Origin of the sequence: Actinophytocola sp. (genome assembly GCF_049647105.1) — a bacterium.
GTDB lineage: Bacteria > Actinomycetota > Actinomycetes > Mycobacteriales > Pseudonocardiaceae > Actinophytocola.
In genome coordinates this window covers 1-20,880 of the sequence record NZ_JBARWZ010000149.1, presented here as the reverse complement: position 1 = coordinate 20,880, position 20,880 = coordinate 1, and the positions used below count along the sequence as shown (strand labels likewise).

The window sequence follows — 20,880 nt, the reverse complement described above, 5'->3', positions numbered from 1 at the left end:
CGATGGGTGCGAAAGTCGAGAACGGCAACGGTGTCGCGGCGGCCTACGGTGGCGGGCCGATGCCGGAGGAGGGCATGGCGGCCCCGGTGCTCGCCTACAGCTCGGTCCGGGCCTGGATCGTGGAGGGCAGGCTGCGCCCGGGGGAGCGGCTGATCGAGGCGAAGATCGCCGCCGAGCTGCACCTTTCCCGCACGCCCGTGCGCGAGGCCGTGCGCATGCTGGCCGCCGACGGGCTCGTGGTCACCGAACGCAACCGCGGTGCGGTGGTGCGGTCACTGGCCAGGCAGGACGTGCTCGACCTCTACGAACTGCGTGCCAGGCTGGAGTCCTACGCGTCCGAGCTGGCCGCCTCCCGCGCCACCGAGGACGACATCGAGGCCATCGACGATGGCATCCGCGACTTCGCGAAGGCGATGCGGCGCCGTGACCTCGACCACCTCGAGCGCACACGGCTGATCGGGGAGGCCAACCGCCGGGTCCACGCCGCGATCATCGTGGCCAGCGGGCACACCAGGCTCGCGCACCTGCTCAGCAGCGCGGTGGACGCACCGCTGGTCTTCGAGGCGCTGCACGAGTTCTCCAACAAGGAACTGGACCGGTCGAACCTGTTCCACCAGCTCATCCGGGACACCATCGCGAAGGGTGAGCCGGTGCGGGCCGCGCAGCTGATGCACGAGCACATCATGCTCGGCCGCGACCGGATCCTGCGCAATCTCGACGGCGACGAGTAGTTTTCGCCGGGCTGATTGCATACAATCGTCGGCCATGGCTGACTACACCCGGATCCGGACCGAAGTGGATGGTGGGGTTGCCACCCTCATCCTGGACCGGCCGGAGCACGGCAACGCCGTCGACGACGCGATGCACTCCGAGCTGACGACGGTCTTCTCCGACATGGGACAGGACGCGGACGTGCGCGTCGTGGTGCTCACCGGGGCGGGGGAGACGTTCTGCCGCGGCGGGGACGCCAGTCCCACCAGGACGTTCACCACGCTCACCGGGCTGACCCCGATCCAGGAGGCGCAGCGCATCGTCGAGACCCTGCTCGCCCTCGACAAGCCGGTGATCGCCGCCGTGAACGGCGACGCCATCGGCCTCGGCGCGATCCTCGCCACCCTGGCCGACGTCGCGTTCGTGGCGCGGTCGGCACACCTCGGCGATCGGCACGTGCTCGGTGGCGTCACCGCCGGCAACGGCAGCGCGGCGCTGTGGCCGGTGCTCGTCGGCCTGAACCGGGCCAAGTACCTGGTGCTGAACGGTGAGGTGCTGACTGCGGAGCAGGCGGCCGACGTGGGTCTCGTGCACGAGGTCGTGGCCGACGGGGACTCGCTGGCGGCGGCCACGACGTTGGCCGCCCGCTGGTCCGCGCTGCCGCCGTACGCCTTGCAGAGCACGAAGTCCGTGCTCAACCGCCATCTGAAGGCGGCAGCGCGGGAGGCGCTCGGGTACGGCCTCGCACTGGAAGAACAGGCTCTCGCGGGCCCGGAGTTCGCCGCGGCCCGACGCGCTCGGTAGAGGAGAAGGCATGCTGGACTTCACCGGACAGGTCCTCACAGGCGGAACGGCGCCGGGACCAGGAGTTCCACGTTGCGGTCCTGCACCGATCCGCGTTTGCCGTCCTCGCCGGGGACGGGCCGTTCCCTTGACTGCCAGTCGTTGCCGGACAGCTCCCTCGCCAGCGACGCCAGCGCCGTCGGGGAGTCGAGTTTGCCACGATGCGCGGCCGGCGCCGCCATGTCGACGATGGTGCCGAAGATGGACAGGGTGCCGTTCTGGTTGTCGACGATCTCGAGCACCCTGGACTGTTGCGGCCAGTCGATGTGGGCGGCCGTGTTGACCTCCCAGAAACCGCCGCCCGCCTGGGCTCGGTGGGGGATCACGGTGTTGCGGTGGGTGTGGCCGTTGACCCACAGCACGACGCCAGGCAAGCGCAGCAGCAGGTCGCGCACGGCGGCACCGTCGATCCTCGGCGGCACGCCTGCGGTGTTGTCCATCGATGCGATGGTGTGGTGGCTGAACAGCACGAAGAGGCGGCCGCTCCCGGCGGACAGCTCGCGCTCCAGCCACGCGTACTGCTCGGCGTCGATGGAGCCCTCCGAGCCGCCGTTGGGGTTGACCGTGTCGAGCACGATCCCGCGCACGATGCCGCGGTCGAACGCGTAGTAGGCGTTGCCGGTCTCCAGGTTCCACCGGCCGAAACCGTGCCCGCGCGGTGACGACGTGGTGTCGAAGTGCTCCCGGATGGTCTCCGGCCTGCTGACGAACCGCCGGTCCTGGTCGGCGGTGACGGTGCGCGCCGGACCGGCCAGGAGGGTCGCGAGCCCGCGCGGGTCGAGCGACTGCAACTGCTGCGCGAGCTGGAGGATGTCGGTGCCCGGCGGCAGGTCGACGATCTTGCGGTTGCCGACGGCCAGCGGCGCCAGCTCGGGGATCGGCGGCAGGTTGCCCTGGATCAGGCCGTCGTGGTTGCCGTACGCGGTGAGCCACGGCATGTCGAGCCCCTCGGCGCGGAACGGCCTGCGTGCGGCGTCCAGCAACCCCGGCACGGTGGGGTAGCCGTACCTCGCGCGGGGGAGGTCGTCCTGCTGCCCTGCCGGGGTGCCGTCCGGATGCCAGTACCGCACGTCGTAGGCGACGTGGTCGGCGACGCCCTCGTAGCGGGACAGGTCGCCGGAGTCCGGCCGGACGCGCCTGCCGTCGAGCAGGTCGATGTACCAGCGCAGCTCGTTGTGCTGCACGTTGTCGACGTTGTCGCCGGTGGCGATGGTGAACGACAGCGGCCGCCCGGTCGCGGGCCCGCGCCGCACCCGGTTCATCGCGCGCACCATCGCGTCGCTGATGTGCGCCGACAGGAACTCGTGCGCGCGGTAGGACGACTCGAACGGCAGCAGGTAACCGTACGGCCCGTCGGGGTCGTTGTACCGGTCGAGGAACTCGACCCTCGCGGGCGACTGGGTGTCCATCGCGTGGATGTCGGTGAGCTGCCCGAACGCGAGGATCGGCCTGCGGTGCCCGCGCTCCGGGGTCCGCCGGGCGCCGGTGAGCAACTCGTCGCGGACCAGGTGCGGCTCGCCGGGACCGGGGACGATCGGCCGGTAGCCGCCCGCGCCGGGCGGACCGAGCAGCAGCGTCCGGTCCAGCGTGGTGGTGTCACGGTGGTCGGCCGCCGCGGTGCCGCTCGTCGCGCCAGCCGCCGCGGCCGCCGCCGCGCCGAGTGCTCCGGCGCGTAGCGCGTCCCGTCGGTTCAGCTCCATTGCTGCCTCCACACTGGCGCTCGCTCGCGATCTTCCCCGCGATTGAACGCCACCCGGGCAGCCCGGTCAACGTGTACGCCGGGGCGGGCTCACCCCGTCTCGATGACGCACAGCAGGTCACGTACCTCGACCACGTCACCGCTGTCGCCCTGCAGTTCGCCGACCACACCCGCCTGCGGCGCGGTGATCACCTGACGGGCCTTCTCCGCCTCGATCTCGACCAGGTCCGCGCCCTCGGCGACCTCCTCGCCGTCCTCGACGTACCAGTCGATGATCTCGGCGTCGCTCATGCCCATCGACAGCTGGGGGAGTCGCACCTCGTGTCGTGCCACCGTGTTCCTCTCCTTCAGGCGAGCGTGCGGCGCACGGCCGCGACGATCTTGTCCTTGGTCGGGTAGATCTGCTTCTCCAGCGCGGGGCTGAACGGCACGTGGGTGTCGTCGGTCGTGACCCGGGTGATGGGGCCGCGCAGCGCGCCGAAGCAGTCCTCGGCGACGCGGGCGGCGATCTCGCTGGCCGCACTGCAGGTCCGGTTCGCCGGGTCGACGACGACCAGCCTGCCGGTGCGCGTGACGGACTCGAGGATCGTCGGCCAGTCCATCGGCACCAGCGTGCGCGGGTCGATCACCTCGGCGCTGATCCCGTCCGCCGCCAGCTCCTCGGCGGCCTGCTGGGCGAGGAAGCAACCAAGCCCGATGCCGACGATGGTCACGTCGGTGCCCGTCCGGCGCACCGCGGCCTGCCCGAGCGGGACGATGTGGTCGTCGGCGTCCGGGATGGGGCCACGGCCCTTGCGGCCCCACAGGTTCGCGTCCTCGAAGCACAGCACCGGGTTGTCGTCGCGGATCGCGGACTTCAGCAGGCCGAGCAGATCCGGTGCGGTCGACGGCAGGATGATCTTCAGGCCGGGCATGTTCATGAACATCGGGTACGGCCGGTCGGCGTGGTGACCGGCGGTGCCGCCGTGGTAGTACAACGCGGCCCGCACGACCACCGGCAGCGTCGCCTGCCCGCCGAACATGTACCGCGCCTTGGCGAGCTGCGACACGAACTGGTCCATGGCGCCGAACACGAAGCTCGCCACCGTCAGGTCGATGACCGGCCGCAGCCCGGCCATCGCGGCACCCGCCGCGACACCGATGGACCCGGCCTCGGCGAGCGGCAGGTCACGCACCCGTGACGGCCCGAACGACTCCAGCGCGCCCGCTGCCGCGCCGAACACGTTGGCGCGCAGGTCCTGTCCCATGAGGATCACCCGCTCGTCGCGGGTCATCTCCTCGTTCTGCGCGCGGTTGATGGCCTGCAGGAAACCGAGCTGCTTGGCCCTGGCCGCGGACTTCGGCTTCACTGCCTTGCTCGCGAGCTCGCTCACGGGTGCACCTCCGACGGAGCGTAGACATCGGCGTAGGCCGCCTCGGGCGGCGGGAACGGGGAAACCCTGGCGAACTCGACCGCCGCGTCCACTTCGGACTGTACCTCGGCACGCTGCTCGGCCAGCTCCGCTTCGGTGACGATGCCCCAGCCGAGCAGCCGGTCGTGGAAGAGCCGCACCGGGTCGACGGTCTCGAACCAGCTGTCCACAACGGACTGGTCGCGGTAGGGGGTCGGCACCTGGAGGCCGTAGGCGTGCTCGTGGAACCGGTAGGTCTTCGCCTCGACGAGACTCGGTCCGTCCCCGGCCCGCGCCCGCGCAACGGCGTCGCGGGTCGCGCGGTACACGGCCAGCACGTCCTGGCCGTCGACCGTGATCCCCGGCATCGAGTAGCCTGCCGCCCGCATCGACACCTCCGGCACCGACAGCGACTCCTCGGCGGTCACGCTCACCGCGTAGCCGTTGTTCTCGCAGAAGTAGATGACGGGCAGCCGCCAGATGCTCGCCATGTTCATCGACTCGTGCAGCACACCCTCGCTGGCCGCGCCGTCGCCGAAGAAGCACAGCGCGACCTCCCCGGTGCCACGCACCTGCGCGGCGAGCCCCGCGCCGGTCGCGACCGGGATCGCCGAGCCGACGATGCCGGACTCGCCGAGGCTGCCGACGGAGAAGTCGGCCAGGTGCATGCTGCCGCCCTTGCCGCCGCACACACCGGTCGCCTTGCCGAGCAGTTCGGCCATCAGCGCGTCGAGCCGGGCGCCCTTGGCGATCGGGTGCCCGTGCGAGCGGTGGTTGCCGGTCATGTAGTCCGAGGTCTCGGTGGCGACGCACGCACCGACGACGGCGGCCTCCTGCCCGATCGACAGGTGGACCATGGCGGGTAGCTCACCCGCGTGGAACAGCACGGTGGTTGCTTCCTCGAACAGCCGGACGCGCTGCATCCTGCGCATCATCTCGAGCGCGAGCGCCCGCCCGTCGTCATGGGCGAACTCGGCGGGGATGGCGGTGGAATCGGTGCCTGTCCCGGCGCTGATGGTCATCGTTGCGACCCCTGTCGTCTTCGACAATCAAGCGGCATCTGAGCAGTGGTGAAGCACTGCCGCGTCGACAATCTAGGTTCCTACCTGCGTCTTTGGCAATAGTCAACGTAAACGTTGACGTAGGAATGCGCTCCGGCTACCGTCATCGTCAACACGAGTGATGACGCGAGGAGTCGCGCGATGGTTGGCAAGTTGCACGAGGCGCTCGAGGCTGTGACCCACGGCGGGTTCGTCGTCGTGGTGGACGCGGCGGACCGTGAGAACGAGGCCGACCTCGTGATCGCGGCCACGCACATGACGCCGGAGAAGATGGCATTCCTGCTGCGGCACAGCTCGGGCATCGTCTGTGTGCCGATGACCGGGGAGCGGGCCGACGCACTGGACCTGCCGCTGATGGTCGCCGACAACACCGAGCGTCACAGCACGGCGTTCACCGTCACCGTGGACGCGCTGGAGCGGACGACCACCGGCGTGTGCGCGAGTGACCGTGCGATCACCGCCCGTAAGCTCGCCGACCCGAACGCCCGCCCGGAGGACTTCTCCCGGCCGGGCCACATGTTCCCGCTCAGGGCCCACCCGGACGGCGTCCTCGGGCGCACCGGTCACACGGAGGCCGCGGTCGACCTCGGCGTCATGGCCGGGATCGACCCCGTGATGGTGATCTGCGAGCTGACCAGGCCCGATGGCGGCATGGTCCGCGGCGAGGACGTCGCCGAGTTCGCCAGCCGCTACGACCTGCCGATCGTCGAGATCGGGGAGCTCGTCGAGGCCCGCAGGCGGGAGCGTGAGGTGCCGAGCATCCCGCTGCCGTCCGCGTACGGCGAGTTCACCGCGACCCTCACGACCGACCAGGACGGGACCGAGCACCTGGTGCTGGCGATGGGTGACCTGTCCGGTCAGGAACCCGTGCTGGTGCGGGTGCACTCCGAGTGCGCGACCGGCGACCTGTTCGGCTCGCTGCGCTGCGACTGCGGCGAGCAGCTCCGCGGCGGTCTGCGGGCGATCGCCGACGCGGGCCGTGGCGTGCTGGTCTACGAACGCGGCCACGAGGGCCGGGGGATCGGGCTCGCCGACAAGTTCCGCGCCTACGCGCTGCAGGACCGCGGCGCGGACACCGTGGACGCCAACCTGCGCCTTGGCCACCCCGCCGACGCCCGCGACTTCGCCCCCGCCGCGCAGGTCCTCGCGCGGCTCGGCCTCACCGATGTCGTGCTGCTGACCAACAACCCGGACAAGGTCCGTGCACTGCGCGCGGCCGGGCTCCTGGTCACCGCGCGTCCACTCCGGACGGTCCCCGCGCCGGAGAACGTGCACTACCTCCACACCAAGCAGGTCCGGCTCGGCCACGACCTGAACATCGACGCCGACCCCGACCGCGACGCGCTGGCGTCCACCGGGACCGCCGACGGACGGGAGTCATGGTGACCACGATGACAGAAGAAGCGGTGACGGCTGATCAGTTCCGCCACGTGATGCGGCACGTGCCCACCGGCGTGGCCGTCGTGGCGGCCAATACGATTGGCGGCCCGATCGGGCTCGCCGTCGGCACCTTCGTGTCGGTGTCGCTGCGGCCGCCGCTCGTCGGGTTCTTCGTCGACCGAGGCTCCACGACCTGGCCGGTGATCGAGCCGCTCGGCCGGTTCGCCGTCAACATCCTCGGCGAGGACGACGAGGCCACGTGCCGCGCCTTCGCGGTGCGCGGCGGGAACAAGTTCGCCGGCGTCTCGTGGCGCCCGTCCCCGCTGGCCTCCCCGGTGCTGGACACGGCACTCGCCTGGTTCGACTGCTCGGTCAACTCGGTCACCGACGCGGGCGACCACCGGTTCGTCCTCGCGAACGTGCACGACCTGTCGGTCCGCTCCTCGGGGCGCCCGCTGGTCTTCTGCCACGGCACCTACCAGCGGCTGGGCGACGGCCAGTCACCACTGTAAGCAGGAGCGGAGCGGCGGAGCACGCGACGAGGAAAGACGGCGCGTCAGCGGAGACCGCGAAGCGACCAATCCCAACACGAAGGGTCTGAGCCCGAATGCGAGTCGGATACACCACGATCTTCCAGGGCGGCGGCGACGCGAGCGACGACCAGCGCGTCTACAACGACGAGCTGCGTCTGTGCGACCTCGCGGAGCCGCTGGGCTTCGAGATGCTGTGGGGCGTCGAGCACCACTTCACCTCCTACACCATGTGCCCGGACCCGGTGCAGTTCCTGTCCTACATGGCGGGCCGCACGAAGAACATCCTGCTCGGCTCCGGCGCGGTGATCCTGCCGTGGCACGACCCGGTGCGGGTCGCAGAGCAGGTGACCATGCTCGACCTGATGTCGGGTGGCCGGTTCATCTTCGGCATGGGCCGTGGGCTCGGCCGCATCGAGTTCGAGGGCCTGCGGATCCCGATGGACGAGTCGCGGGCGCGGTTCGTCGAGTCGGCCGAGATCGTGCTGCGCGCGCTGGAGACCGGCGTGCTGGAGGCGGACGGGGAGTACTACCAGATTCCGCGCCGTGACCTGCGGCCAAGGCCGGTCAAGTCGTTCCGCAACCGGCTGTACGCGGCGGCGGTGTCGCCCGAGTCGGTGCGGATCATGGCCGACGTGGGCGCGGGCATCCTCATCAACCCCCAGAAGGACTGGGAGGAGGTGTCCGAGGACATGCGCAACTACCGCAAGCAGTTCCAGGAGCTGAAGGGCACCACCGCGCCCGCGCCGATGGTCACCGGCTGGGTGTGCTGCGACAAGGATCCGGTCAAGGCGAAGGACATGGCGCAGGAGTACATCGGCGCCTACTACGAGTCGGTGATGTCGCACTACGAGCTGGGCGGGCGGCACTTCGCGAACACGCAGGGCTACGAGTACTACCGCAAGCTCGCGTCCTACATCCAGAACAAGGGCAGCGGCAAGGTTGTCGACAACTTCATCGAGCTGCAGATCTACGGCACGCCCGACCAGTGCTACGAGCGCATCATGGACATCCGGTCCAAGGTGGGCAACGAGGGGTTCAACGCGGTCTGCTCGTTCTCCGGGATGTCCCACGAGATGGCGGAGGCCAACATGCGGCTGTTCGCGAGCGAGGTCATGCCGCGGCTGAAAGAGGTGCCACCGGTCGACTTCGCCGAGCTGGAAGCGGCAGGGGCACAGGCATGACGCAGCAACCACGCACAGTCGCGAGTGGACTGCGCTTCCCGGAGGGCCCAAGCTGGCTGGGTGACGGTGCGGTCGCGGTGGTCGAGATGAAGGGCGAGTCGGTCAGCCGGGTCGATCCGGACGGGACGGTCACCGTCCTCGGCGACTGCGGCGGCGGCCCCAACGGCAGCGCACTCGGCGCGGCTGGCGAGGTGTACGTCGCCAACAACGGCGGGCTCTCCTCGGAGGGCACCGGCTACTGGCACGCCCCGCGCGAGTTCGACGGCTGCGTGCAGCGCGTCGAGCCGGACGGGACGGTCACGACCGTGGGCGGCACGCTGCCCGGCGAGGCCCCGCACCGGCCCAACGACCTGTGCTTCGGCCCGGACGGCACGCTGTATGTCACCGACAGCGCCAACTGGGAGGATCTGCGCAACATCAAGCCAGGCCGGATCGTCGCGCTCGGCCAGGACGGCACCCAGCTCGGTCACGTCGAGGTTCCCGCGATGCCCAACGGGGTCGCGTTCGGACCCGACGGCCGCCTGTACGTGAGCCAGTCGCTGACCCGCAAGGTGCTGGCGTTCGAGGTCACCGGCGGTGAGTTCGGGGCGCCGCAACAGGTTCTGAAGCTGCCGTCGGGCATGCCGGACGGCTTCTGCTTCGACGGCGACGGCACGCTCTACGTGTGCGGCAGCATCGGCAACGCCATCCACGTCTATTCGGGCGGTGAGCACAAGGAGTCCATCGAGACGGGCGACGGCACGCAGCCGACCAACGCGTGCGTCGGCGCCGACGGCTCGCTCTACGTCACATTCGGGCTGACCGGGCAGCTCGTCGCCTACGACCTGGGGCTCACCCCGGGTACTGTCCACACCGGATCTATCGCGGGAGTCGCCGCATGAAGCTCGCTCTGATGTACGAGCTGCCCGTCCCGCGTCCATGGGGCCCGGACAGCGCCTACAACGCTTTCGAGAACACGCTCCAGGAGATCGAGCTGGCCGACCGGCTCGGGTTCCACAGCGTGTGGACGGTCGAGCACCACTTCCTCGACGAGTACTCGTTCTCCTCGGCGCCCGGCGTGTTCTACGGCGCCATCGCGGCACGTACGGAGAACATCCGCATCGGCCACGGTGTGCGACTGCTGCCGTTCCCGTACAACCACCCGGTCCGCGCGGCCGAGGCGGCGGCGACCGTGGACATCCTGTCCAAGGGCCGCCTGGAGTTCGGCACCGGCCGCTCCGGCACCCGCCTGGAGATCGAGGGCTTCGGCATCAGCCCGCCCGACACCCGGCCCATGTGGGAGGAAGCCCTCGACGTCATCGTCGGCTGCTGGACCGAGGAGGAGTTCAGCTGGGACGGTGAGTTCTTCAAGCTGCCGCCGCGCGGGGTCGTGCCCAAGCCGATGCAGGCGCCGCACCCGCCGATCTGGGGCGCCAGCTCCAGCGCAGACAGCCACGAGCTCATCGGTCAGAAGGGCCTCGGGCTGCTGTCCTTCTCGGTCGCGGTGCCGCCGGAGGCGCTCACCAAGCGGATCGCGCGCTACCACGACGGCCTCGAACAGGTGAAGCCCGTCGGCAAGTTCATCAACAACCGGATCGCCACGTTCGCCCAGGCCCACTGCGCCGAGACCACCGCGCAGGCCCACGCCGACTCCGCCGAGGCGTTCCCCTGGTACATCCAGACCTCGCTCAAGACCATCGCCGAGCTGGGTGCCTGGCAGGAGGGCACGAACCTCGGCAGCTACGAGTACGCTCGGAAGTTGCTGGGTGGCATGGACCTCACGGACCTGACGTTCGACTACCTGGTACAGAACGAGACCGTCCTGTGTGGAGACCCGGACCACTTCCTCGAGATGTGCCGGCGCTACGAGGCGGTCGGTGTCGACGTCCTGCTCCTGCTCGTGCAGTCCTACAACATCCCGCACGAGAAGGTGATGCGTTCCATCGAACTGATCGGCACCGAGGTGTTGCCGAAGCTGTCCTGACCCGACGCCCGCTTGCGAGACCATCCGGAGTGCACAATGAGTGTGCAGCAGAACTCCCGCGTCGCGGACTGGATCCGCATCAACGCGAGCACGGTGCCCAACCGTGCCTGCTTCGTCACCGAGACCGACACCTACACGTTCCGCCAGGTCAACAGCCGGGTCAACCGTGTCGCCTCCGAGCTGCGGCGGATGGGGGTGGCGAAGGGTGACCGGGTGGCGCTCTTCGCCACCGACTCGCCGCAGTACGTCGAGACGCTGCTGGCCTGCATGAAGCTCGGCGCCATCTACGTGCCGCTGAACTTCCGGCTCGCGCGCCCGGAGCTGCAGACGCTGCTGCGGACCGCGGAGGCGAAGGTACTGTTCTTCTCCGACCGGTACACCGACATGGTGCGCGCGGTCGACGTGCCCGGCCTGACGGCGACGGTCAGCTACGACTCGGCGTCCGGGGACCACTCGTACGAGGCACTCGTCGAACGCGGCGACGACGTCGAGATCGACACCCCGGTCGCCGACGACGAACTGGTGTGCCTGGCGTTCACCAGCGGCACCACGGCGCTGCCCAAGGCGGTCATGCATTCGCAGCGCATGGCCAAGCACATGGTGATGCAGTGCATCATCGAGCGGCGGATGACGAACATCTCCTTCCACTACTCGGCGGCGCCGCTGTTCCACGTCGGCGGCATGCTCTACACGCTCTCCGGTGTCGCACGTGGACACACCTCGCTCGTGCTGCCCGCGTTCGACGCCAAGACCGTGGCGCACTGGATGGCCAACCGCGACCTCGACGGCGTGTTCCTCGTCCCCACGATGATCGACACGCTGCTGCACGAGCCCGCGGTCGTCGACGGCGACTTCTCCAAGCTCGGGTCCATCGGCTACGGCGCGGCACCCATGTCGCCGTCGCTGCTGCGCCGCGCGATGGACCGCTTCCACTGCGACTTCATGAACATGTTCGGCGCGGGCACGGAAGCGGGCCTGCAGACCGTGCTCACGCCGGAGGACCACCGGCTGGCGCTGGCGGGCGAGGAGCACCTGCTCGGCTCGATCGGCAAGGCGGGCATGGGCGTGGATCTGCGGCTGTGCGACCCCGACGACGCGGCGGGCCTCACCGACGTGCCGGACGGCGAGGTCGGCGAGATCGTCACCCGCGCCGACGCGGTCATGTCCGGGTATCTCGGCCAGCCGGAGGAGACCGCGAAGGTCATCGTCGACGGCTGGTTCCGTGGTGGCGACATGGCGTGGCGGGACAAGGAGGGCTACCTCTACCTGTCCGGCCGCAAGAAGGACATGATCATCCGTGGTGGTGAGAACATCTACCCGGTCGAGATCGAGGACGTTCTCGGCCGCTACCCGGGGGTTCGCGAGGTCGCCGTGATCGGCGTGCCCGACGAGCACTGGGGCGAGGTCGTGCGCGCCCACCTCATCATGGAGTCCGGTGCCCACCTGGACGAGGACGCCGTCCGGGCCTACTGCCGGGACCAGCTCGCCGGGTACAAGGTGCCCGCGACCTTCCGCGTCGATACCGATCTTCCCCGCAACGCCAGCGGCAAGGTCCTCAAGCGCGAGCTGCGCTCGGTCTAGTGCCCCGAACCGGAGATCTGGCACATGATTCGGCGGCCCAGCTTCCTTCTGGCGGTGTTGCCGATCCACCCAAGTACAACCCGGTACGAGAGAGGATCGGCGCCTTGCCGGCAGAAACCTGGATCCACCGACTCACGCACCGCATTCCCGGTTCGGGACACTAGGGTGGGCGGCAAGAACGTGTCAGCACCGCGAGGGGGTTCGATCGGCAGTGGCCGCGCCACGTCAACGCCGCACGGCGACGAGTACCGCCGAGCCTGCCAGCGACATCGGCCGCAGGCGGATGGAACGCAGGCAGGCCAGCGGCCGCCGGTCCGACGCCCGCTGGGAGGAGATCCTCGCCGGTGCGGGTCGGGTCTTCACCCGGCTCGGCTACGGCCAGTCGACACTGGAGGACGTCGCCATCGAGGTCGGCATCCGGCGTGCGACGCTCTACTACTACGTGGGGACCAAGGAGGAGCTGCTCGTCGGGCTCCTGCACGATCCCATCGAGACGATGCGCACCCGGCTGGAGGAGGTCGCGGCCCAGTCGGACCCGGCCCCGGCCCGGCTCGCCGCCGCCTTGCGCGAGTACGTCCGCACGATGGCGGAGCTGCCGGAGCTGTTCATCTTCCTGAGCGAGAACGTGCACCAGGTGATGTCCGGCCCGGAGGCCGACCACATCCGGGAGAACGCCGACCGCTACGGCCGCGTGCTGGCACAGGTGATCGCCTCCGGCGCGGAGGCGGGCGAGTTCCGCAGGGACATCGACCCGTCGGTCGCCGTGCTGGGCATCATCGGCATGTTCAACTGGATCCACCGCTGGTACAACCCGGACGGCGAACGGACCCTGGCCGACTTCGGCGAGGACTTCATCGAGATGGCACTGTCCTCACTGGCGCCAAAGGAATGACCGGAGACCCGGCATGAGCCGGGTCGCGTTCGTGACCGGCGGCGGGCGGGGGATCGGCGCCGCGACGGCCCGGCGCATCGCGCGCGAGGGCGTTGCCGTCGCGGTCGCCGACCGGGACCTCGACGCCGCGCGTGCCGTCGCCGACGACATCGGCGGCCTCGCCCTGCACGTCGACGTGTCCGACACCGCCGAGGTGGCGGCGGCCGTCGACCGGACCGTCGCGTGGGGCGGCGGGCTCCACCTGGCCTACAACAACGCCGGTGTCACCGGCGTGCGCGCCGAGCTGGCCGACTACCCGGACGACGTGTTCTGGCGGGTCCAGCGCGTCAATGTCGGCGGGGTACTCGCCTGCATGCGGGCACAGCTGCCGCACCTGCTCGCCGCGGGTGGCGGCGCGATCGTCAACGCCGCGTCCGGCGCGGGACTGGGTGGCGTCGCCCGGTCGAGCGCCTACGTCGCCAGCAAGCACGCGATCGTCGGGCTCACGAAGACCGCCGCCGTCGAGTACGCCGCCCGCGGCATCCGCGTGAACGCCGTCGCGCCAGGGCTCGTCCGCACGGGCCTGGTCGGCGGACTCGACGACTTCGCCGCCGCCCACCCCATCGGGCGGGCGGCCGAACCCGAGGAGGTGGCCGAGGCCGTGTGGTGGCTACTCGACGACCGGTCGTCCTTCGTCACCGGCACCGTGGTGCCCGTCGACGGGGGACTGCTCGCCGCCGTGCCGGGGCTGTCATGACCGCCGCTCCGCGCCCGGCCGACTGCCGCGTCCTGCCCGCCGGTGCCCTGCGTGACCGGACCGCGCTCGTGACCGGTGCCGGGTCCGGGATCGGGCGGGCCGTGACCCTGCGGCTCGTCGAACTGGGTGCGTCCGTCGTCGGGGTGGGGCGCCGGCCCGACGGGCTCGCCGAGACCGCCGGGCTGGCGGGGGAGCGGTTCCGGTACACCCCGCTCGACATCCGCGACCGCGAAGCCGCGGCCGCGTTCGTCGCCGGGCTTGGCGGTCTCGACCTGCTGGTCAACAACGCGGGCGGCCAGTTCGTCGCACCGGCCGCCGACATCTCCCGGCGCGGCTTCGACGCCGTCGCCGACCTCAACCTGACCGCGCTCGCGTCGCTCCTTCAGGCGGCGCGACCAGGGCTCGCGGGCGGCCGGGTCGTCAACCTGTCGCTGTCGGCGCCGGAACGGGGCATCGCGGGACTCGCGCACTCGGCGGCCGCCAGGGCCGGGGTGGCCGCGTTGACCCGCTCGCTCGCGCGGGAATGGCGGGACGACGGCATCCACCTGTTCTGCCTCGCACCCGGGACCGTGCTCACCGCGGGCGTCGGGGACGAGCTGCCGCCCGAGGTGCTGGACCGGGTCGTCGCGACGACACCGCTCGGGCGGGACACGATGCTCGCCGAGGTCGCGGAATGGGTGGCCGCGCTGGGCTCCGGCGTCGCCGACGCGGTGAGCGGTGCACTGATCGAACTGGACGGTGGCTCGGGACTCGTCTCCGCCGCGTCCCTGACGGGATAGGAGGCGCCGGTGACTCGCGTCGAGATCGTCGAGGTGTCCCCACGTGACGGCCTGCAGAACGAGAAGAAGACCCTGTCCACGGCGGACAAATTGGAGCTGGTCGACCGCGCGCGCCGCACCGGCGTGCGGCGGATCGAGGTGACCTCGTTCGTCCGCCCCGACCGGGTGCCGCAGCTCGCCGACGCGGCCGAGGTCGCGACCGCGCTGCCCGATGACGGGATCGCCTACAGCGCGCTGGTGCTGAACATGCGCGGCTACGAACGTGCCGTCGCCACCGGCATCCGCGAGGTCACCACGCTCGTGCTCGCGAGCGACACGTTCAGCGAACGCAACCAGGGCATGTCGACCCTCGACGCGCTCGACGTGGTGCGGGAGATCCGCGGCCGTGGCCGGGTGGACGGGGTGAAGGTGGCGATCACGATCGGCGCGTCCTTCGGGTGCCCGTTCGAGGGCGAGGTGGCCGAGGACCGGTTCACGTCGGTGGCGGCCGCGGTCGCCGACATCGGCGCCGACGAGGTGTGCCTAGCCGACACCATCGGCGTCGCGGTGCCGTCCGATGTGGAGACCCGGTTCGGCATCCTGGCGGAGCTGTCGCCGGACGTGCCGATGCGGATCCACCTGCACGACACCCGCAACACCGGGGTCGCGAACGCGGTGGCGGCGGTGCGCAGCGGGGTGCGCGCGCTCGACGCGTCCCTCGGCGGCATCGGCGGGTGTCCGTTCGCGCCGGGCGCTTCGGGCAACGTGGCGACCGAGGACCTCGTGTACACGTTGCACCGCATGGGATACGACACCGGCGTGGCACTGGACGCGGCCATCGAACACGCGACCTGGGTGACCGAACGCCTCGGCGTGCCGCTGACCGGACGGCTCGGCCGCGTGGGTGGCTTCCCGACGTGACCGTGCACGCGCTGCTGATCCCCAACGTCGGCTGGCCCGAACTGCTCGCGCGGGCACGACGGCTCGAGGACATGGGTGTGGCGACGGTGTGGGTGGATGACCACCTGCTGAACCCGGCCCACCCGGAACAACCGTGGCTGGACGCGTGGAGCGTGCTGCCCGCGCTCGCGGCGGCGACGTCCCGCATCCGGCTGGGATCGCTGGTGGCCAACGGAATCCTGCGCCCACCCGCGATGCTGGCACGACAGGCACTGTCGGTGGACCACATCTCCGGCGGCCGCCTCGAACTGGGGCTCGGGTCGGGCTATGCGGCGGCCGACCGCGCGGCGGGCCAGGACGTACCGTTCGCGGACGTGGTGGCGACGGTCGCGGCGGCGCTGGAGGGCAGACCGGTCCTCGACGACTTCCCGCCACTGGCACCGGCACCCGGCCGCATCCCACTGACGATCGCGGCACACGGCTCACGGGCACTGCGGATCGCCGCCGAACACGCCGACCGCTGGGTCTCCTACGGCGGTTTCGGGTTGAGCACGTCCGCACATCTGGCACGAACCCGCCACCTCGTCGACCGGCTGACCGAAGCGGCGCAGGGCCGCCCGGTCAGCCGAATGCTGCTGGCGGGAAGCCCGGCCGTCACCGAGACCCCGATCTGGACTTCGGTCGCGGCGGTAGAGGACTTCACCGCCCGCTACCGGGAGGCAGGCATAGACGAGTTCGCCTTCTACTACCCACCAGGTCCCATGTGGACGGACGAACACGCGGACCGCGTGTTCGAGGACTACGTAACGAGCTGACCGAGCGCGGGGGCGAAAGCCCACACCACGCCTCGTTTGCCTGCATCCCGTCGACCTGGAGAAACCCCTCGACGAGGCCGTGTCAAGGGGGCCATGCACGAAGCACAACGTGGCCACAAGAACGGGCCGGATCCGGATCGAGCCTCTCGGCGTAGCGCACCTGCGCTCCCATGTACGGTGGTCAGAGACGTACGGAAGGACGTGGCGAGGGGGCTGGCGCCATGGGAACGATAGGCGCGCGGAGAGGCAGGGCCGAAGGTGGCGGCTGCCGCCGCTGCGCGGGCTGCGGCACCATCCTCGCGGCCGACAACAGCGCACATCTATGCGGGCCGTGCTCGCGCGATCAGCGAGACCAATTCCGTACCGCACCTGCGTGTCTACCCGACGACTTCTTCGATACCGATGAGTTCCACGCAGCGTGCGAAAGCGAAGACATCGGCAAACTGTTCAAGGCATACCGCAATCATCCGTACTTCATCCAAACAACCGGAAAGCCAATCAGTCAAACCTTACTTGCCCGATGGCTCGGCGTAAGTCAAGGACTCGTCAGTAAACTTGAAACCGACAGGTCCGAGGGTTACGTCCCAACGCTACGCATATATGCCAAAGCGCTCCATATGCCTCAGCGTGTACTGTGGTTCAAGATCAACCCCGGTCATGATTGGGTCATTGTTCCACGGGCGCGGCTTTCGAATTACTGTGAATCGGATGTGATAGCAACGACTTCTGACGCAGAAATTTCGAGCCTACTGACTGCGTCAGCCAGAAAGTCGGAGATACTGGCGGTGTCCAATGTTCACAGTCGTGATCTCGATTCTCTCGGTGGAATCGTTGAGCAGCTCGCAATCGCTTACCTGGCAAGCCCGGCGAAATCAATGCTCACTCAGGGTATGGAAGTTCAACAAGAACTAGCTTCGCGTTTCAAGCTGGGGGTGATTAGGTCACGCGAGGTAGCAGATTTCTACGTCGCTCTCGGACGCGTCTCTGGTATCTTGGCTTACGCTGCACTCGACCTCGGTCGACCAGGGATTGCACGGCGACATATCAGTGCGGCTTGGCATATGGCGGAGATGGCAGAAGATAACGAACTCAAAGCATGGGTGCGCGGAACTCAGTCTTTGATCGCAAGGTTCGACCAGAAATGGGCCGAAGCGACGTTCTATATCAAGGACGGGATGCGTTATGCGGGCGCTGGAACGTCACATCTTCGCCTACTGGGCGGCGCCGCCCAGTGCGCCGCCAATTCCGGGGATGTCGAACAAGCCATCGAGTTCCTGGATCAGGCGGAACGCGAACGTGACACCGTAGGCCAGGACTCCATCGAAGGCATCTTTGGCTTTTCTCGTGCCAAACAGTGGTATTATGGTGGGTCATCCCTGATGTGGCTTCCCGAGCGTCATGCCCTCGAACGTGCCGAAAAATCATCGGAAGCCGCGATTTCGACATGGGAGCACGAGACGTACGCGCAAAGATCACTGGACGACGAGGCGCTCGCGCATGTTTATCTCGCAACGGCTCGAATTCAGCTGCACAACCTGGACGGCAGTATGGAAGCTGTCCGCCCAATCTTGCAACTTCCGGCGGATCGACGAATATCCTGGATCTCAAAAAGGGTAGCCAACCTAGGTGCATTGCTTGAATCCGAATATTACCGTAAGTCGCCAGAGGCTAAAGCTGCTCGCGATGAGTTTCGCGCCTACGACGTCTGAACTGGGCGACCTCACAACCCAGGCCTCCGGTTGCTTCCCCCAACCATGCTCCTGCTCCGCGCCACCAGAAACCCGGCTACATGACGAGCTGACGCTGACCATCAGTACCCACCACCAGAATCACCGTAGTCACCGGTCACCAACAGATGCCGAGGACCGCGCTCCGGCGGGGCGGGTTCGCCGTCCGGGTCGATCTCGGCAGCCAGCTTCGCGGCCTCGCGCGCCAGCTCCCGGCAGAACTTCGCCAACACGAGGGTCCCGCCGGGGAACGGCGGCAACTGGATCGCGAGGTTCACCGGGTCCAGATAGATGACCAGCGCCGGTAGCTCTGGCGTGACCCGCATGAACGCGACCGCCGCGTCACTACCGGGCGAACACGACACGTTGAACGTCATTTCTCACAACTCCTCGCTTGGTGGTGCCGGGCGGTTTCGGGATACCTCGCCCTGGGACTGTGCCTACCGTGTCGGCGAAAGCTTCGGCGGTCCACACATGATCCGGAATACTCGTATTCCGGTGCGGAATATGACGAGGTCGGAGTGGCACGTGGGCCACGCGTTCACTCGTCCGCAGTACCGGCCACCCCCGATGTACGCTGGTCACCGGCGCACGGCAGGACTTGGGAGGGCGTCCCATGGGCACGGGGGCCACGCAGGCCGGGGCAGGTGGCGGTTGCCGCTGCGGCAGTTGCGGATCGCTGCTCGCGGCTGACAACAACGCCCACTTGTGCGGCGCGTGCACTCGGAACTTGCGGTACCAACTTCGAACGTCCGGGGATGGTGAGTTGGCCTCCGCAACCGGCATGGACACCGTTGAGTTGATTCAGCGCATGCGGTCCTCGTCGATCAACTCGGCGACAGTCGATGCCTTGAATATCACGGTTGAACAGTTGTGCTGCGACTACGCACATGCTGACGCCCGCAAGTTGATCGCAACCAGCAAGGAGTGGCTCGGCAGGGCAACCGATCTGCTCAACAACAGGTTGACGCTACCTCAGCATCGCGACATTCTGCACAATGCGGGAATGCTTGCCCTTCTGGTCGGCTGCCTGGAATACGATCTTGGCGAGGCGGCGCCGGCCGAAGCAACCCGACGCATGTCGTTGAGGCTCGGCGAGGAATCCGGCGTGCCGGGCATCGTCGGCTGGTCACACGAGATGCTGGCATGGTTTCACTTGACGGCGGGAAACCTTCGCGCCGTTGTTCCGGTCGCTGAAGCAGGAATAGTCGCGGCGCCGTCTCATTCGGTTGCGGTGCAGCTCCATGGCCAGCAAGCCAAGGCGTACGCGCGCATGGGAATGCGCGAACAGGTGCATGAAGCGCTGGAGACCGGTCGCGCGTTGCTGGACAAGCTGCCGTATCCAGAGCGGCCCGGCAACCACTTCGTGGTCGATCCCGACAAGTGGGACTTCTACGCGATGGATACCTACCGGATCGTTGGCGAGGACGCACTCGCGGAGCGCAACGCAAAAGAAGTGATCCGACGCAGTACGAACGCGGACGGATTTGTCGCCTCGCCGATGCGCAGGACCGAAGCCGAGTTGACGTTGGCGGTCATCGCGGCCCGCCGTGGCGACGTCGACGAGGCATCGGCGCTGGGCATGGCCGCACTGGGAGGCAGCCGCCGTAGCCGCCCCTCCCTCCTGATGGTCGCAAGCGAGTTGGACCACGAGATCCGCAAGCGCGCCGGGGATGCCCGCACGGACTTCGGTGACCTTCTCGCGGACCTCAAGCAGCCCCCGGCACGCAAGAAACCGGCTAAATGACGAGCTGATCGAGCGCGAGCCATAGTCCGTCGGGGAATGGCGCGTCGAGCAGTGCGAGGTTCTCCCGCACCTCGGCCGGGGACCGCATGCCCGCGACGACCCCGGTGACCGCCGGATGTCGCAGCGGGAAGCGCAACGCGGCCTGCGGCAGCCGCACGTCGTGTGCCTCGCACACCGCGGCCATCACCCGGACGCGGGCGAGTACGTCGGCGGGTGCCTGCCGGTAGAGGTACTTCGCGGAGGTGTCGGCGAGCAGCCCGGAGTCGAACGGTGCCGCCGCCAGCACGTCAACGCCGTTGGCCGCGCACTCGTCGAGCAGTCCGGCGGCGTCGCGGCGCGTGAGGCTCCACGCGTTCGCGATCATCACCACGTCCACGACGCCGAGCAGCTCGCGGGCGGTCGGGACCGAGGTCGTGCCCACCCCCACCGCGCCAACCTCGGGCAGCTCGCGCAGGGCGGGGATGGTCTCCGCGAGCGCGACGTCGAGGTGGTCGTCCGGGTCGTGCACGAGCACCATGTCGAGCCGGTCGAGCCCGAGTCGCTCCAGGCTCGTGGCCACGCTCTGTTTCACGGCGGGTGCGGTGAAGTCGAACACCGGCTCCCTCCGCGCGGTCCCCATCGTGTCGGTGCCGTACGGGTCGGCGATCGCCATCCGCACGCGACCGACCTTGGTGGAGACCGTCACCTCGGCCCTGGGCCACGTGCGCAGGGCCTCGCCGAGCAGACGTTCGCCCGCGCCGTCCCCGTAGCTCGGTGCGGTGTCGAAGTGCCGGATGCCACCCGCCCACGCGGCGTTGAGCGCGGCGAGCGACTCGTCCCGCCCCTCGTCACCCCGGGCGCCGATGGGTCCGCACCCGAAGGCGAGCGGTCCATTCATGCGCGCAGCTCGGCGTCGTACTGCCGCGCCTGCTCGGGCGTGGACCGCGCGGCCACCCGCAGCGACCGGGTCACCGCGGTGGCGC

General features: G+C 69.1%; 21 protein-coding genes. 15 read left to right on the top strand and 6 right to left on the bottom strand.

The features are described 5' to 3' along the window. The first annotated feature begins 2 nt into the window (after positions 1-2). Together WBA97_RS18425 and WBA97_RS18420 are read left to right on the top strand one after the other, a co-directional pair. Positions 3-731: a GntR family transcriptional regulator gene (locus tag WBA97_RS18425; protein ID WP_424232080.1), complete on the top strand. Its 729-nt coding sequence runs from the start codon at positions 3-5 to the stop codon at positions 729-731. Positions 732-765: 34 nt separating this feature from the next. After that, on the top strand, positions 766-1,515 hold the full coding sequence (locus WBA97_RS18420; protein WP_424232079.1) for an enoyl-CoA hydratase/isomerase family protein: 750 nt from the start codon (positions 766-768) through the stop codon (positions 1,513-1,515). A 35-nt stretch (positions 1,516-1,550) separates the two neighbouring features. Here WBA97_RS18420 and WBA97_RS18415 read toward each other — a convergent pair whose 3' ends face one another. The 4 genes from WBA97_RS18415 to WBA97_RS18400 form a co-directional block, all read right to left on the bottom strand. Next, positions 1,551-3,254 carry a TIGR03767 family metallophosphoesterase gene (locus WBA97_RS18415; protein ID WP_424232078.1) on the bottom strand — a complete coding sequence of 568 codons (1,704 nt, stop codon included), beginning with the start codon at positions 3,252-3,254 and terminating at the stop codon, positions 1,551-1,553. An 89-nt stretch (positions 3,255-3,343) separates the two neighbouring features. Further along, the gene (locus WBA97_RS18410) at positions 3,344-3,586 is read right to left on the bottom strand and encodes a biotin/lipoyl-containing protein (RefSeq protein WP_424232077.1); all 243 of its coding nucleotides are present in this window, start codon (positions 3,584-3,586) and stop codon (positions 3,344-3,346) included. A 14-nt stretch (positions 3,587-3,600) separates the two neighbouring features. Further along, the gene (locus WBA97_RS18405; RefSeq protein ID WP_424232076.1) at positions 3,601-4,626 is read right to left on the bottom strand and encodes an alpha-ketoacid dehydrogenase subunit beta; all 1,026 of its coding nucleotides are present in this window, start codon (positions 4,624-4,626) and stop codon (positions 3,601-3,603) included. After that, on the bottom strand, positions 4,623-5,666 hold the full coding sequence (locus WBA97_RS18400; RefSeq protein WP_424232075.1) for a thiamine pyrophosphate-dependent dehydrogenase E1 component subunit alpha: 1,044 nt from the start codon (positions 5,664-5,666) through the stop codon (positions 4,623-4,625). Before WBA97_RS18400 ends, WBA97_RS18405 begins: the two co-directional genes overlap by 4 nt. A gap of 180 nt (positions 5,667-5,846) precedes the next feature. Here WBA97_RS18400 and ribB point away from each other — a divergent pair, with 180 nt between their 5' ends. From ribB to WBA97_RS18340, 12 genes are all read left to right on the top strand, one after another. Then, the gene (gene ribB / locus WBA97_RS18395) at positions 5,847-7,091 is read left to right on the top strand and encodes a 3,4-dihydroxy-2-butanone-4-phosphate synthase (protein WP_424232074.1); all 1,245 of its coding nucleotides are present in this window, start codon (positions 5,847-5,849) and stop codon (positions 7,089-7,091) included. A 5-nt stretch (positions 7,092-7,096) separates the two neighbouring features. Further along, positions 7,097-7,597: a flavin reductase family protein gene (locus WBA97_RS18390; protein WP_424232073.1), complete on the top strand. Its 501-nt coding sequence runs from the start codon at positions 7,097-7,099 to the stop codon at positions 7,595-7,597. Between the two features lie 95 nt (positions 7,598-7,692). Then, the gene (locus WBA97_RS18385; RefSeq protein WP_424232072.1) at positions 7,693-8,799 is read left to right on the top strand and encodes an LLM class flavin-dependent oxidoreductase; all 1,107 of its coding nucleotides are present in this window, start codon (positions 7,693-7,695) and stop codon (positions 8,797-8,799) included. After that, positions 8,796-9,680: an SMP-30/gluconolactonase/LRE family protein gene (locus WBA97_RS18380; protein WP_424232071.1), complete on the top strand. Its 885-nt coding sequence runs from the start codon at positions 8,796-8,798 to the stop codon at positions 9,678-9,680. Before WBA97_RS18385 ends, WBA97_RS18380 begins: the two co-directional genes overlap by 4 nt. Further along, positions 9,677-10,762: an LLM class flavin-dependent oxidoreductase gene (locus WBA97_RS18375; protein ID WP_424232070.1), complete on the top strand. Its 1,086-nt coding sequence runs from the start codon at positions 9,677-9,679 to the stop codon at positions 10,760-10,762. Before WBA97_RS18380 ends, WBA97_RS18375 begins: the two co-directional genes overlap by 4 nt. 36 nt (positions 10,763-10,798) lie before the next feature. After that, entirely contained in the window at positions 10,799-12,343 is a 1,545-nt protein-coding gene (locus tag WBA97_RS18370) for a class I adenylate-forming enzyme family protein (RefSeq protein ID WP_424232069.1), read from the top strand. A 211-nt stretch (positions 12,344-12,554) separates the two neighbouring features. Further along, positions 12,555-13,235, top strand: coding sequence for a TetR/AcrR family transcriptional regulator (locus WBA97_RS18365; RefSeq protein ID WP_424232068.1), 681 nt, complete (start codon positions 12,555-12,557; stop codon positions 13,233-13,235). A 13-nt stretch (positions 13,236-13,248) separates the two neighbouring features. Further along, the gene (locus tag WBA97_RS18360) at positions 13,249-13,971 is read left to right on the top strand and encodes an SDR family NAD(P)-dependent oxidoreductase (RefSeq protein WP_424232067.1); all 723 of its coding nucleotides are present in this window, start codon (positions 13,249-13,251) and stop codon (positions 13,969-13,971) included. Further along, positions 13,968-14,750 (top strand): SDR family NAD(P)-dependent oxidoreductase, encoded by a 783-nt coding sequence (locus tag WBA97_RS18355; protein WP_424232066.1) that lies wholly within the window; start codon positions 13,968-13,970, stop codon positions 14,748-14,750. Before WBA97_RS18360 ends, WBA97_RS18355 begins: the two co-directional genes overlap by 4 nt. Before the next feature lie 9 nt (positions 14,751-14,759). Then, a complete protein-coding gene (locus tag WBA97_RS18350; RefSeq protein ID WP_424232065.1) occupies positions 14,760-15,650 on the top strand; it encodes a hydroxymethylglutaryl-CoA lyase in 891 nt (296 codons plus the stop codon). Next, positions 15,647-16,444: an LLM class flavin-dependent oxidoreductase gene (locus WBA97_RS18345; protein WP_424232064.1), complete on the top strand. Its 798-nt coding sequence runs from the start codon at positions 15,647-15,649 to the stop codon at positions 16,442-16,444. Before WBA97_RS18350 ends, WBA97_RS18345 begins: the two co-directional genes overlap by 4 nt. Before the next feature lie 221 nt (positions 16,445-16,665). Next, the gene (locus WBA97_RS18340) at positions 16,666-18,153 is read left to right on the top strand and encodes a hypothetical protein (RefSeq protein ID WP_424232063.1); all 1,488 of its coding nucleotides are present in this window, start codon (positions 16,666-16,668) and stop codon (positions 18,151-18,153) included. A gap of 101 nt (positions 18,154-18,254) precedes the next feature. On the opposite strand, the gene WBA97_RS18335 is transcribed toward WBA97_RS18340, so the two are convergent. Continuing rightward, positions 18,255-18,548: a hypothetical protein gene (locus WBA97_RS18335; RefSeq protein WP_424232062.1), complete on the bottom strand. Its 294-nt coding sequence runs from the start codon at positions 18,546-18,548 to the stop codon at positions 18,255-18,257. A 407-nt stretch (positions 18,549-18,955) separates the two neighbouring features. Between WBA97_RS18335 and WBA97_RS18330 the strand changes: the two genes are divergently transcribed. Continuing rightward, positions 18,956-19,918, top strand: a complete 963-nt coding sequence (locus WBA97_RS18330) for a hypothetical protein (protein WP_424232061.1) — start codon at positions 18,956-18,958, stop codon at positions 19,916-19,918. On the opposite strand, the gene WBA97_RS18325 is transcribed toward WBA97_RS18330, so the two are convergent. Then, a complete protein-coding gene (locus tag WBA97_RS18325; protein WP_424232060.1) occupies positions 19,911-20,795 on the bottom strand; it encodes an aldo/keto reductase in 885 nt (294 codons plus the stop codon). The genes WBA97_RS18330 and WBA97_RS18325 overlap by 8 nt on opposite strands. Between the last annotated feature and the right edge of the window lie 85 nt (positions 20,796-20,880).